Source organism: Achromobacter animicus, from assembly GCF_040775605.1.
In the GTDB taxonomy this organism is placed as follows: domain Bacteria; phylum Pseudomonadota; class Gammaproteobacteria; order Burkholderiales; family Burkholderiaceae_B; genus Achromobacter; species Achromobacter animicus.
Map to the genome: position 1 here is coordinate 3,175,283 of NZ_JAYGJK010000001.1, position 12,719 is coordinate 3,188,001.

12 protein-coding genes are annotated in these 12,719 nt (G+C 66.0%); all 12 read left to right on the top strand.

Annotation, left to right across the window (positions count from 1 at the left end):
- Positions 1-57: 57 nt before the first annotated feature.
- The 12 genes from AB3147_RS14355 (at position 58) to AB3147_RS14410 (ending at position 12,719) form a co-directional block, all read left to right on the top strand.
- Positions 58-1,074 carry an amino acid ABC transporter substrate-binding protein gene (locus AB3147_RS14355; protein ID WP_175121457.1) on the top strand — a complete coding sequence of 339 codons (1,017 nt, stop codon included), beginning with the start codon at positions 58-60 and terminating at the stop codon, positions 1,072-1,074.
- 96 nt (positions 1,075-1,170) lie between these two features.
- A complete protein-coding gene (locus AB3147_RS14360) occupies positions 1,171-2,379 on the top strand; it encodes an aminotransferase class I/II-fold pyridoxal phosphate-dependent enzyme (RefSeq protein WP_367352212.1) in 1,209 nt (402 codons plus the stop codon).
- A 30-nt stretch (positions 2,380-2,409) separates the two neighbouring features.
- Positions 2,410-3,573 carry an amino acid ABC transporter permease gene (locus tag AB3147_RS14365; protein WP_175136775.1) on the top strand — a complete coding sequence of 388 codons (1,164 nt, stop codon included), beginning with the start codon at positions 2,410-2,412 and terminating at the stop codon, positions 3,571-3,573.
- A 1-nt stretch (position 3,574) separates the two neighbouring features.
- Positions 3,575-4,675: an amino acid ABC transporter permease gene (locus tag AB3147_RS14370; RefSeq protein ID WP_218343958.1), complete on the top strand. Its 1,101-nt coding sequence runs from the start codon at positions 3,575-3,577 to the stop codon at positions 4,673-4,675.
- An 18-nt stretch (positions 4,676-4,693) separates the two neighbouring features.
- The gene (locus AB3147_RS14375) at positions 4,694-5,434 is read left to right on the top strand and encodes an amino acid ABC transporter ATP-binding protein (RefSeq protein WP_367352213.1); all 741 of its coding nucleotides are present in this window, start codon (positions 4,694-4,696) and stop codon (positions 5,432-5,434) included.
- A gap of 292 nt (positions 5,435-5,726) precedes the next feature.
- Positions 5,727-6,596 carry a VOC family protein gene (locus AB3147_RS14380; RefSeq protein ID WP_367352214.1) on the top strand — a complete coding sequence of 290 codons (870 nt, stop codon included), beginning with the start codon at positions 5,727-5,729 and terminating at the stop codon, positions 6,594-6,596.
- Position 6,597: 1 nt separating this feature from the next.
- A complete protein-coding gene (locus tag AB3147_RS14385) occupies positions 6,598-7,707 on the top strand; it encodes a M14 family metallopeptidase (RefSeq protein WP_367352215.1) in 1,110 nt (369 codons plus the stop codon).
- A 35-nt stretch (positions 7,708-7,742) separates the two neighbouring features.
- Complete coding sequence (locus AB3147_RS14390; protein ID WP_367352216.1) at positions 7,743-8,756, top strand: quinone oxidoreductase family protein; 1,014 nt, start codon at positions 7,743-7,745, stop codon at positions 8,754-8,756.
- The gene (locus AB3147_RS14395; protein WP_367352217.1) at positions 8,753-9,175 is read left to right on the top strand and encodes a PaaI family thioesterase; all 423 of its coding nucleotides are present in this window, start codon (positions 8,753-8,755) and stop codon (positions 9,173-9,175) included. The genes AB3147_RS14390 and AB3147_RS14395 overlap by 4 nt, the downstream gene beginning before the upstream one ends.
- A 29-nt stretch (positions 9,176-9,204) precedes the next feature.
- A complete protein-coding gene (locus tag AB3147_RS14400) occupies positions 9,205-10,851 on the top strand; it encodes an ABC transporter substrate-binding protein (protein WP_367352218.1) in 1,647 nt (548 codons plus the stop codon).
- Positions 10,852-10,858: 7 nt separating this feature from the next.
- Positions 10,859-11,830, top strand: coding sequence for an ABC transporter permease (locus AB3147_RS14405; protein ID WP_175121449.1), 972 nt, complete (start codon positions 10,859-10,861; stop codon positions 11,828-11,830).
- 1 nt (position 11,831) lies between these two features.
- Positions 11,832-12,719 (top strand): ABC transporter permease, encoded by an 888-nt coding sequence (locus AB3147_RS14410; RefSeq protein ID WP_367352219.1) that lies wholly within the window; start codon positions 11,832-11,834, stop codon positions 12,717-12,719.

Genomic DNA, 12,719 nt, shown 5'->3' on the forward strand with positions numbered 1-12,719 from the left:
TGGCCGTTTTCGACCCCTCCGCTTTTCAATCACTTTCGATCCCCAGGAGAAATCTCCATGCGCAAGTTTCTGAGCTCCGCCGTTGCGGCAACCCTGCTGTGCGTCGCGTCCGGCGCACAGGCCGGCGTGACGTTTGACGCCGTCAAGAAAAAGGGCTTCCTGCAGTGCGGGTTTGCCGGCATTCCCGGTTTCTCGGTGCTCGACAGTAAGGGCGAATGGACCGGCCTGGACGTGGACATGTGCCGCGCCGTCGCGGCCGCCATGTTTGGCGATGCCTCCAAGGTCAAGGGCAACGTGCTGACCGCGCAGGCGAAGTTCACGGCGCTGCAGTCCGGCGAGATCGACATGCTGTCGCGCAACACCACGCAGACCCTGACCCGCGACACCACGCTGGGCCTGATCGGCGTGGGCGTGAACTTCTATGACGCCCAGGGCCTGATCGTGAAGAAGGCGATGAACGTCAAGAGCGTGAAGGAACTGGACGGCGCCACCATCTGCGTACAGCCCGGCACCACCACCGAACTGAACCTGGCCGACTACTTCCGTAGCCGCGGCCTGACGTTCAAGCCCGTGCTGGTCGAGAACTACGACGAAAACTTCCGTCTGCTGGAATCGGGCCGCTGCGACGCCTACACCAACGACAAGTCCAATACCGCCGCCAACATGCGCACGCGCCTGGCCAAGCCCGACGACTGGGAAATCCTGACCGAGAACCTGTCCAAGGAACCGCTCGGCCCCATGGTCCGCCAAGGCGACGAGCAGTGGTTCAACGTCGTGCGCTGGTCGCTGAACGCGATGCTGGAAGCCGAGGAATACGGCATCACGTCCAAGAACGTCGATGAAATGTTGAAGAGCACCAACCCGAACGTCCAGCGCATCCTGGGCGTGACGCCGGGCATGGGCAAGAACCTGGGCCTAGACGACAAGTGGGCCTACAACATCATCAAGCAAGTCGGCAATTACGGCGAAAGCTATGACCGCGCCATGGGCAAGGACAGCCCGCTGAAGCTGGACCGCGGCCTGAACAAGCTGTGGACGCAAGGCGGCCTGATGTACGGCTGGCCGGTGCGCTAAGCATCGCTTCCGCGGCTCCGCCCTGCGCGGGGCCGCGCTTCATTTCCCCGGCCTGCGGGCACGCCCGCGCCAGAACACTCTTTACGCAGCAACACCATGAACAGCATCGTCAACGCCCGTCTCAAACAGATCAAACCCTCGCCCAGCATGGCCGCCAAGATCGTCGTGGACGAACTCCGCCGCCAGGGCCGCGAAATCGCCGACTACACGCTGGGCGAGCCCGACATGCCCACGCCCGCGCACATCGCGCGCGCCGGCCAGGAAGCCATCGCGGGCGGCGACATCCGCTACACCAGCCCGAACGGCACCGTGGGTCTGCGCAAAGCCATCGCCAACAGCCTCGAACAGACCGTGGGCGTGCGCTACGGCATGGACCAGATCACCGTAGGCGCCGGCGCCAAGCAGATCATCGCCGCCGCGCTGACCGCCAGCCTGGAGCCGGGTGACGAAGTGATCGTTTGCGCGCCGTACTGGGTTTCCTATCCGGACATGGTGCTGCTGGGCGAAGGCAAGCCTGTCGTCGTCACCGGCCCCGAGTCGCAAGGCTTCAAGCTGGACGCCGCCACACTGGAAGCGGCCATCACGCCGCGCACGCGCTGGCTGATCCTGAATTCGCCCAGCAACCCCAGCGGCGCCGTCTACAGCGCCACCGAGCTGCGCGCGCTGACCGACGTGCTGCTGCGCCATCCGCACGTGTGGATTCTGAGCGACGAGATCTACGCGCCCTTCACGTACAGCGGCCAGACCCACGCCTCGCCCGTGCAGGTCGAACCCAAGCTGGTTGAGCGCACGCTCATCGTCAACGGCATGTCCAAGTCCTACGCCATGACCGGCTGGCGCGTCGGCTACGGCGCCGGCCCTGCCGATTTGATCAAGGCCATGAGCACCGTGATGTCGCAAAGCACCTCGTGCCCCAGCGCGATCTCGCAAGCGGCGGCGCAGGCAGCCCTGGAAGGCGACCAGTCCAGCGTCACGGAAATGGTCGGGATCTTCAAGAAGCGCCGCGACCTCATCGTGAGCCGCCTGAACGCCATCCCCGGCATCTCGTGCGCCATGCCGGACGGCGCGTTCTATGTGTACGCCAACGTGCAGGGCCTGATCGGCAAGAAGGGTCCCGACGGCGAGTTGAGGACGGACCTGGACGTGAGCCTGTTCTTCCTGCGCGAAGCGGGCGTGGCCGTGATCGACGGTGGTTCGTATGGCCTGTCGCCGTATGTGCGCTTCTCGTTCGCGACCTCCACCGAGGTCATCGAGCAAGGCATGGACCGTCTGGCCGTCGCGGTCAGCGCCCTGATGGCGGGCTGAACCGTGGCGCAGCACACCGCTCAACACCCGGTGCAGCGGCCGCCGCGCCGGGTTTCCTGGAACGATCCGGCCACGCGGGCGCTGGTTTACCAGGCGCTGGCCCTGGCGCTCGTCGGGGCCGCCGTCTGGTTCCTGGTCCACAACACGCTGCACAACCTGTCGCTGCGCAACATCGCGACGGGTTTCGGCTTTCTCAACCGCGAGGCCGGCTTTGCCATCGGCGAATCCGTCATCGCCTACACGCCCGCCGACACCTACGGACGGGCCATCTTCGCCGGCATCCTGAACACGCTGCGCGTGGGCCTGCTGGCGCTGATCGCCGCGACCGTCCTGGGCGTCTTCATCGGCATCGGCCGCCTGTCCAAGAACTGGCTGGTCAACAAGATCACCTCGGTGTACGTCGAGGTGATGCGCAACGTGCCGCTGCTGCTGCAGTTGTTTTTCTGGTATGCGCTGATCACCGAGAACATGCCGGGCCCGCGCCAGGCGCATAACCCGCTGCCCGGCGTCTTCATCTCCAACCGCGGCCTCAAGGTGCCGGGACTGGAAGGCGCATCGCTGGACTGGGTGCTATGCGGATTGGGGCTGGCCATCCTGGCGATCATCGCCGTGGGTCATTGGGCCACCAAGCGCCAGGAAGCGACGGGACAGCCGTTCAAACTGGGACGCACGGCGATCGGCCTGCTGGTCGCCTTCCCGGTCATCGGTTGGCTCGCCAGCGGCGCATCGCTGACGCTGGACATGCCCGCGCTCAAGGGCTTCAATTTCGTTGGCGGCCTGACGCTCTCGCCGGAGTTCGTCGCCCTCTTCCTGGGTCTGACCGTCTATACGTCTGCCTTCATAGCCGAAGTTGTGCGCTCGGGCATCCAGGCCGTCAACAACGGCCAGTGGGAAGCCGCCGGTTCGCTGGGTCTGCCGCGCCGGCTGGTGCTGCGTCTGGTGATCCTGCCGCAGGCGTTGCGCGTCATCATCCCGCCGATGACCAGCCAATACCTGAACCTGCTGAAGAACAGCTCGCTGGCGGTGGCCATCGGTTATCCGGACATCGTGTCGGTGGTGAACACCACGCTGAACCAGACGGGCCAGGCCATCGAGGGCATCCTCATCATCATGGCCGCCTATCTCACGGTCAGCCTGTCGATCTCGATATTCATGAACTGGTACAACAAGCGCATCGCGCTGGTGGAGCGTTGAGATGAGCAGCACTACGCAAACCCTGAGCGCCAATGTCGCTCCGCCCGGCGCGCAAACCGGCGCCTGGGCCTGGATGCGGTCGCGCCTGTTCTCCTCGCCGCTCAACATCCTGATCACCGTGCTTCTGGCATGGTGCCTCTTGATGGCCGTGCCGGCGCTGGTGGAATGGGCCTTCATCAAGGCGAGCTTTGACGCCACCAACGCGCAGGAATGCCGCGCCGCGGGCGGCGCCTGCTGGGCGTTCATCGTTGAAAAGCACCGGCTCATCCTGTTCGGCACCTACCCGTTCGACGAGCAATGGCGTCCGCTGATCGCCACCGGCATCCTGATCGCGGTGATCGTGGCCAGCGGCATGCGCCGTTTCTGGAACGGCAAGCTGGCGCTCATCTGGACGCTGGGACTGGCGGCCGTGTCCGTGCTGATGTGGGGCGGCGTGTTGGGCCTGACCTACGTCGAGAACGCCCGTTGGGGCGGCCTGCCGCTGACGCTGATCCTGGCGACCTTCGGCATTGCCTTCGCGTTTCCGATCGGCGTGCTGCTGGCGCTGGGACGCCGCTCGAAGATGCCGGCCATCAAGGCCCTGTGCGTCGTGTACATCGAGCTGATCCGCGGCGTGCCGCTCATCAGCCTGCTGTTCATGTCGTCGGTCATGCTGCCGCTTTTCCTGCCGGAAGGCTTCACCATCGACAAGCTGCTGCGCGCGCAGATCGCGATCATCATGTTTGCCGCGGCGTACATCGCGGAAACGGTGCGCGGCGGCCTGCAGGCGATTCCGAAGGGTCAGTATGAAGGCGCGGATTCGCTGGGCCTGAACTACTGGCAGCAGATGCGCAAGATCATCCTGCCGCAGGCGCTCAAGATCGTGATCCCGCCGCTGGTGGGCATCTTCATCAGCCTGTTCAAGGACACGTCGCTGGTCGTGATCATCGGCATCTTCGATCTGACGCTGGCGGCCAAGGCGGCTCTGTCCGACGCGGCATGGCGAGGTTTCGGGGTGGAGGCCTATCTCTTCATCTCGCTGATCTACTTCGTCTTCTGCTATTCCATGTCCAAATACAGCCGCGCGCTCGAGCAGCGCCTGGCCACCGGGCACGCCCGGTAAACCCGAAGGAGAACAGGCATGTCCGATGCCATCATTCGTCTGCAGGACGTGAACAAGTGGTACGGCCAGTTCCACGTGCTGCGCAACATCAATCTGAACGTCGCCCAGGGCGAGCGCATCGTCGTGTGCGGCCCGTCGGGCTCGGGCAAGTCCACGATGATCCGCTGCATCAACCGGCTGGAGGAACACCAGAAGGGCCAGATCATCGTCGACGGCACCGAGCTGACCAGCGACCTGAAGCACATCGAGACCATCCGCCGCGAAGTCGGCATGGTGTTCCAGCACTTCAATCTGTTCCCGCACCTGACGGTGCTGGAAAACCTGACGCTGGGCCCGATGTGGGTGCTGAAGCAGTCGCGCGCCCAGGCTGAGGCCACGGCCATGAAGTACCTGGAACGCGTCCGCATTCCCGATCAGGCCGCCAAATTCCCCGGCCAGTTGTCCGGCGGGCAGCAGCAGCGCGTGGCGATCGCGCGGTCGCTGTGCATGAATCCGAAGGTCATGCTGTTCGACGAGCCCACGTCGGCGCTGGACCCGGAAATGGTCAAGGAAGTGCTGGACGTGATGGTGACGCTGGCGCAGCAAAGCGGCATGACGATGATCTGCGTGACCCATGAAATGGGTTTTGCGCGCAAGGTGGCGAACCGCGTGATCTTCATGGACCGCGGCGAGATCATCGAGGAAAACAATCCGGACGATTTCTTTGATCATCCGCAGAGCGAACGGACGAAGCTGTTCCTGAGCCAGATCCTGCATTGACGCGGTGAAAAACCGCCAAGCAGTGCTTCAAGCCGCCTTCCTGCAAGGCGGCTTTTTCTTTTGGGGATTCCTTGGCGTCTCCGCAACAAGCGGCCGAAAGAACCAGAACGCGGCGCTGCCGCCCCGCATCCCCCCGGAATGCGTATTAGTGATTTGAATATGCCGCTGCAGCCCCGCTGCGGCCCAGGGGCGCCGAATCAGAAATCAGATATCGACATGAGAATTCAATCGTTCTAGCGCGACGGCGCATCGGCCAGACTGCGTCTTTCTCTAAGCGCATACAGGAATACCGATGTCCCTTCCCTCAGTCACGGGCCTGGACCACTACATCATCCGGGTCAACGACCTGCAGGCGGCGACCGACCGCTACGTCAAGCTGGGTTTCAGCCTGGCCCCGCAGGGCCGGCACCATCGCGGCACGCGCAACCAGACGATCATTCTGGATGCCAACTATCTTGAACTGCTGACGTTCCCCGAAGAACTCAAGGCGCAGTCGCGCTTCGGCGGGTTTGACGATGCGTACGAAGGCCCGGTGGCCACTGCCTTGCAGACCACAGACAGCACGGCCGTGCACACGGAACTGGCGAAGTTGGGCATCGATGCCGAACCGCCCATCAGCGGCGGCCGCCCGGTACATCTGCCTGAGGGCAGTGAAGACGCGGCCTGGAACAACACCCAGTTTCCGGCTGGCCTGCTTGGCGTGCCCGACTTCTTCACCTGCGGCCATCTGACGCGCCATCTGGTTTACCGCCCCCAATGGCAGGACCACGCCAACGGCGCGCGCCGCATCGAGTCCTTGATCGTCGTGCATCCCGAGCCCCGTTCGCTGCGCGCAGGCTACGAGCGCGTCTTCGGCGCCATCGCGACCAGTGATCTGCCCGACGGCGGCCTACAGGTGCGGCGCGGAAGCCTGCGCATCGACTTTCTTGCACCGGCCGCGTTCGAGCAGCGCTATCCGCAGGTTCGCGTGCCCACCGGCCTGCCCGCCGCGTCGCAGGGCGGATGGTTCGCGGGCTCCGTGATCGGCGTTCGGGATCTGGACAAGACACGCGCGCTGTTCGACGCCAACCAGGTGACGTACCGCGCCAACGCGCGCGGCGAACTGGTCGTGGCGCCGGACGACGCCAGCGGCGCGCTGCAGGTCTTCGTGCAGGAGGCGTGACATGAGCCAGCCCCTGCCCGATTACTGGGACTGCTTTGCCAACGACTATTCCTCCGCGCGGCAGGCTTTCGTAGACGATGCGGCCGCGCGCGGGGCCGCGCTGTTCCGCTATGAACACCCCACGCTCAAGGACCCGCAGGGCGACGCGTTGAGCGTGGACGTCGCGATCCTGGGCCGCCGCGATGCGCCGCGCACGCACCTCGCGATCAGCGGCACCCACGGGCTGGAAGGCGCGGCCGGGTCCGCGGTGCAGCGCGCATGGCTGGCCGCCGACGGCGCGAAGCCCCTGCCCGACGACGTGAACGTCGTCCTGGTGCACGCGCTGAACCCGTACGGCTACGCCCACGATACCCGCACCACCGAAAACAACGTCGACCTGAATCGCAACTTCGTCGACCACACGCGACCCTATCCCGCCAATCCGCATTACGCGACGCTGCATCCGCACCTGATCCCGGCGCAATGGACCGAGGCCACGCACGAGGCCGCCGCGCAGGCGCTGGACACGTTCAAGGCCACACATGGCGCGGATACCCTGTTCAACGTGACAGCCAGCGGCCAGTACACGCATCCGGACGGCCTCGTCTACGGCGGCCAGGGGCCGGAATGGTCCAACCGCACGCTGCGGCGCATTGTGGACGAGCACCTGGCGGCCAGCGAGCGTGTCGCGTTCATCGACTGGCACACCGGCATCGGCGAATACGGCGAGCCCTTCTTCCTGTGCTTCAACGACGAAGACAGCGCCGAGCAAACGCAGGCCGCGCGCTGGTGGGGTGCTGGACGCGTGCGCGATCAGCGCCCGCACGGCCTGGCACGCCCCGACTATCAGGGCCTGGTGTTCCGCGGCGTGCAGCAGGCCCTGGGCGATCGTCCGTTGGCCGGCGCGGTCGTCGAATTCGGCACGCGCGGTCTGCAGATGCGGCCCGCGCTGCGGCTGGACCAATGGCTGCGCTTCAAGGCGCCGCAGACGCCCGATGCCGCCCGCGATGCGCAACTGCGCGCGGACCTGGTGGACGCGTTTGTACCGGTATCCAGCGTGTGGCGGCGCAGCGTCGTCGCGCACGGCCTGCACATCACCCGCCAGGCCATCGACGGCGTCGCGGGCTGGTGACCTCCTTTCTCTAAATCCCCTCTTATCTGGCATTCATGAAAGCGATTGTTTTGCGTGAGCACGGCGGCAACGAAAAGCTGCGCCTGGAAACCAACTTCCCCGATCCCGTGGCCGGCCCCGATGACGTGGTGATCCGCGTCAAGGCTTCGTCCCTGAACTACCACGACGTCTTCACCCGCCGCGGCATGCCCGGCATCAAGCTGCCTTTCCCCGTCATCATCGGCCTGGACGTGGCCGGCGAGATCGTGAAGACCGGCGAGAACGTGCGCGACTGGAAGGCCGGCGACCGCGTCCTGGTCGACCCGATCGACCGCGTGGTTGGCGGACTGGTCGGCGAGACCATCCACGGCGGACTGGCCGAGCTGTGCCGCGTGCCCGCGCACCAGCTCCTGCGCCTGCCCGACGAAGTCAGCTTCGAGCAGGCCGCGGCGCTGCCGGTGGCCTATGGCACCGCGCTGCGCATGATGAACCGCATCGGCCAGGTGCAGGCCGGCGAAAAGGTGCTGATCCTGGGCGCCAGCGGCGGCGTGGGCGTGTGCGCGGTGCAGCTCGCCAAGCTGGCGGGCGCCGAAGTCATCGCCTGCGCCGGCACGCCGGAGAAAGGCGAAGCGCTCCGCGCGCTAGGCGCCGATCACATCATCCTGTACACCGAGGAAGACTTCCTGAAGGCCGTGCAGGAACGCTTCGGCAAGCCCTCGCGCCGGCGCGGCGGCAAGCCAGGCGGCGTGGACGTGGTGGTGAACTTCACGGGCGGCGATACGTGGGTCAAGTCCCTGCGATGCCTGCGCCTGGGCGGACGCCTTTTGACCTGCGGCGCGACGGCGGGCTTCGATCCCAAGGAAGACCTGCGCTACATCTGGACGTTCGAGCTGCAGATCCGCGGCTCCAACGGCTGGGACCGCGAAGACTTGCACGAGCTGCTGGCGCTGGTGCGCGATGGCCGCCTGCGCGTCGAAGTGGACCGCGTGTGGCCGCTGGAACAAGGCGCCGAGGCGCTGGCCTCGCTGGAAGATCGCAAGATCGTCGGCAAAGTGCTGGTGGCGTCATGAGCGCGCAGCTGAGCGCCGTGGATATCCAGGCCAAGTTCGACGGATCGCCCTTCATTGCGTGGCTGGACCTGTCGGTACGCAATGTCGACCACGAACAGGGTGAACTGACCGTGGTCGCCCCCTTCCGTCCGGAGTTCGAACGCGGCGCGCAGAGCGGCCAATGGCATGGCGGTCCGCTGGCCGCCGTGATCGACACGGTCGGCGACTTTGCCGTCGGCATGCTGCTGGGACGCGGCCTGCCCACCATCAACTTTCGCGTCGACTATCTGCGCCCTGCCATCAATACCTCGCTGACCGCGGTGGCACGCGTGCGCCGCAACGGCCGCAGCGTGGGTGTGGCCGACGTCGACCTCTACAACGACCAGGGCGCGCTGGTGGCCATCGGCCGCGCCACCTACGCCACGCTCAGCCAGGGCTGAGCCGCGCGCTCAAGACAAGGACTTCCGTCATGACACAAGCAACCCGCGCCGGACGGCGCGCCTTTCTGACCCGCTCCGCCGCCGGCGGTCTGGCTGCGGCCGGCCTGGGCGTCACGCCGCGCACGCTGCTCGCTGCCACGGACCGCCCCGGGTCCGACGCCGGCCCCGCCCGCCGCGGCGGCACGCTCGTCGCCACGTGGGGCGGCCTGGAGCCGCAAGCCCTATTCGTACCGGGCGGTGGCGGTTCCAGCCCGTTTCAGACGTCCACCAAGATCCTGGAACGCCTGCTCAAGCTGGACGCCGACCTGAAGTTCCAGCCCGCACTGGCCCTGTCGGTCACGCCGTCCGCGGACTTTCGCAGCTACACGATCAAGCTGCGCGAAAACGTCACCTGGCACGACGGCACGCCGTTCACGTCGGCGGACGTGGTCTACAACGTGCTGCAGCACTGGAAGCCCATTTCCGCCGGCATCGCGCTCAAGTCCCTGACAGAAGCCTCGGCGCCGGATCCGCACACGGTCGTGCTGACCTTCAACGCCCCGGTGCCCGAGTTCTTCCTGAAGTCCACCCTGTCGGGCCAGTATCAGCTGCTGGTGCCCAAGCACCTGTACGACGGCAAGGACCTCATCACCAATCCGCTGAACAACACGCCGGTGGGCACGGGCCCATGGAAGTACGGCAAATGGGTGCGCGGCAGCCATGTTGAATACCTGCGCAACGACAAATACTGGAACGCCACGCAGCCGAACCTGGACAAGTTGGTGATCCGCTGGTGGGCGGACCCGGCCTCGCGCGGAGCCGCGTTGGAAACCGGCGAATTGGGCCTGGCCTATTCCAACCCGGTGCCCGCGCGCGACATCGACCGGCTGGTCAAGACCGGCAAAGTCGTCGTGGACACGCGCGGCTACCAGAACACCGCGTGGACGGTCACCGTCGAGTTCAACCAGCGGCGCGACATCGTCAACCGCCGTGAGGTCCGCCAAGCCATTCTGCACGCGATCGACCGCCAGTTCATCGTCGACACCATCTACTACGGCCGCGGCAAGCCGGCGATTGCGCCCATCTTCAGCAGCAATCCGCTGTTCTTCACCGAGGACGTGCCGCGCTATGCCTTCGATCCGAAGAAGGCGGCCGCCCTGCTGGACGCGGCAGGCTTGCCGGTCAAGGACGGCAAGCGTTTCACCGTCAACCTGCTGGCCGCGGCCTGGTTCGAGGAAAACGCCAAGCTCGGCCAGTACCTGAAGCAGGCGCTGGAAGACGTGGGCATCGCCGTGAAGCTCGATTCCGTGGACCGCGCTACCGCGCTCAAGCGCATCTATGGCGAATACGACTACGACATCGCGGTGTCCAACTTCACGTCGCCGCTGGAGCTGGTGCCCACCGTGACGCAGTTCTTCACGACCGACGGCATCGTCAAAGGCGCCGCGTTCCGCAACGCCACGGGCTATTCCAGCCCCGAGATGGACGGCATCGTCGGCAAGCTGGCCGTCGAAACCGATCCGGAGGCCCGCCGCAAGCTAGCCGCGCAGTTCGCCCGCCTGGCGTCCACCGACGTGCCGATCGTGCCGCTGGTGGAAATCCAGTCGTTCACCCTGGCCGGCAAGAACGTGCGCAACTTCACGACCGGCGCCAACGTCCAGGGCGAGACGCTGGCCGACGTCTGGCTGCAGGCCTGAGGACGACATGGCATTGCGCCTGATCTCGCGCCGGCTGCTTCAGGCCATCCCGCTGCTGCTGGGCGTGGTGGTCCTGAACTTTGCCCTGATCCAGTCCGTGCCGGGGACCTTCCTGGACGTCATGACGGCCGAGCAGCAGGTCACCGACCCGGCGCTGATCGAGCGCCTGCGCGTGACCTACGGGCTGGACCAGCCACCGGCAGTGCAGTTGCTCAAGTACATCGGGTCGGTCGCGCAGCTGGACCTGGGCTATTCCTACCGGCATAACCTGCCGGTGCTGGACGTCATCCTGGCGCACTTGCCCGCCACGCTGGTGCTGATGCTGGCCAGCATTGCCATCGCCGTGCTGGTGGGCGTAGCGGCCGGCATCGTGTCGGCCGTCAAGGTCAACACATGGTGGGACAGCGCCGTGTCCGCCTTTGCCGTGCTGTGCTTTGCCGCGCCGAGCTTTTGGCTGGGCATCATGCTGATCATCATGTTCTCGGTGAAGCTGGGCTGGTTTCCGGTGGGCGGCATGGTCACCATCGGGCTGGACGGCGGGCTGTGGCGGCAGGCGCTGGACATCCTGCATCATCTGGCGTTGCCGGCGGTGGCACTGGGCTTGTTCTATTCGGCAGCCTACGCGCGTGTGATGCGCGCCTCAATGCTGGAAGTCAGCCGCATGGATTACGTGCGCACCGCCTACGCCAAGGGTCTGACGCGCGTCGCCGTGGTGCTGCGCCACGTGTTGCGCAACGCCGTCCTTCCCATCGTCACCCTGCTGGGCCTGCAACTGGGCGCCGTGCTGGGCGGCAGCATCGTGATCGAGTCGGTGTTCAGCTGGCCCGGCATCGGCGCGGTGCTGTTCGACAGCGTCATGAGCCGCAACTATCCCGTCGTGCTGGGCATCCTGGTGCTCAGTTCGGTCGTCGTGATCATCGCCAATATCTTCGTGGATCTGGCATATACGCGCCTGGATCCGCGCATCAAGGCCGCCTGACATGTCCGCACCTTCCGCTGCAACTATTCCTGCAGGCGCGCCGGCCGCCCGTCGGCCGGACGCATTCGCCGTGCGCTTTGCCCGCAACCGCGGCGCCGTGGCGGGCGCGCTGCTCCTGCTGCTGGTCGCGCTGGTGGCGGCCAGCGCCGACTGGCTATACCCCGTCAATCCGCTGCGCATCGTGGGCGCGCCCGAGATCTGGCCGTTCGAGTCCTGGCGTTATCCGCTGGGTACGGACTCCATGGGCCGCGACATCGCCGCACTGATTGCCCACGGCGCGCGCGCCACGCTGTTGATCGGCCTGGTGGCCGCCGCCACCGCCACGCTGATCGGCGTCACCGTCGGCGCGGCCGCTGCGTGGGCGGGCGGCTGGATCGACGAGGGGCTGATGCGCCTGACCGAGCTGTTCCAGATCATTCCCAATGTGGTGTTCGTGCTGACGGTCGTGTCGGTGCTGGGACCGCGAATCGAGAACATCACGCTCGCCGTGGGCCTGGTGTCCTGGCCCCCGATCGCCCGCCTGACCCGCGCGGAATTCCTGTCCTTCAAGGAGCGCGAGTTCGTGCAGGCCTGCCGCGCCGTCGGCATGAGCCCGTGGCGCATCGCCGCCGCCGAAGTCCTGCCGAATGCGCTGCCGCCGGTCATCGTGATGTCGTCGCTGGTCGTGGCCGGCGCCATCCTCTACGAGTCGGTGGTGTCCTTCCTGGGCCTGGGCGATCCCAACATCGCAAGCTGGGGCCGGCTGGTGGGCGAAGGCCGCAGCCTGATCCGATCCTCCTGGTACATCTGCGCCGTGCCCGGCGTGGCCATCATGCTTACCGTGCTGTCGCTGAACCTGGTCGGCGACGGCCTGAACGACGCGCTCAATCCCAAGCTGCAAAAGCGCTGA

Coding starts and splice junctions, on each gene's coding strand:
- AB3147_RS14375 (WP_367352213.1), top strand. CDS start 4,694: ATGTCCGATGCCATCATTCGTCTGCAGGACGTGAACAAGTGGTACGGC.
- AB3147_RS14385 (WP_367352215.1), top strand. CDS start 6,598: ATGAGCCAGCCCCTGCCCGATTACTGGGACTGCTTTGCCAACGACTAT.
- AB3147_RS14405 (WP_175121449.1), top strand. CDS start 10,859: ATGGCATTGCGCCTGATCTCGCGCCGGCTGCTTCAGGCCATCCCGCTG.
- AB3147_RS14400 (WP_367352218.1), top strand. CDS start 9,205: ATGACACAAGCAACCCGCGCCGGACGGCGCGCCTTTCTGACCCGCTCC.
- AB3147_RS14355 (WP_175121457.1), top strand. CDS start 58: ATGCGCAAGTTTCTGAGCTCCGCCGTTGCGGCAACCCTGCTGTGCGTC.
- AB3147_RS14395 (WP_367352217.1), top strand. CDS start 8,753: ATGAGCGCGCAGCTGAGCGCCGTGGATATCCAGGCCAAGTTCGACGGA.
- AB3147_RS14380 (WP_367352214.1), top strand. CDS start 5,727: ATGTCCCTTCCCTCAGTCACGGGCCTGGACCACTACATCATCCGGGTC.
- AB3147_RS14360 (WP_367352212.1), top strand. CDS start 1,171: ATGAACAGCATCGTCAACGCCCGTCTCAAACAGATCAAACCCTCGCCC.
- AB3147_RS14410 (WP_367352219.1), top strand. CDS start 11,832: ATGTCCGCACCTTCCGCTGCAACTATTCCTGCAGGCGCGCCGGCCGCC.
- AB3147_RS14370 (WP_218343958.1), top strand. CDS start 3,575: ATGAGCAGCACTACGCAAACCCTGAGCGCCAATGTCGCTCCGCCCGGC.
- AB3147_RS14390 (WP_367352216.1), top strand. CDS start 7,743: ATGAAAGCGATTGTTTTGCGTGAGCACGGCGGCAACGAAAAGCTGCGC.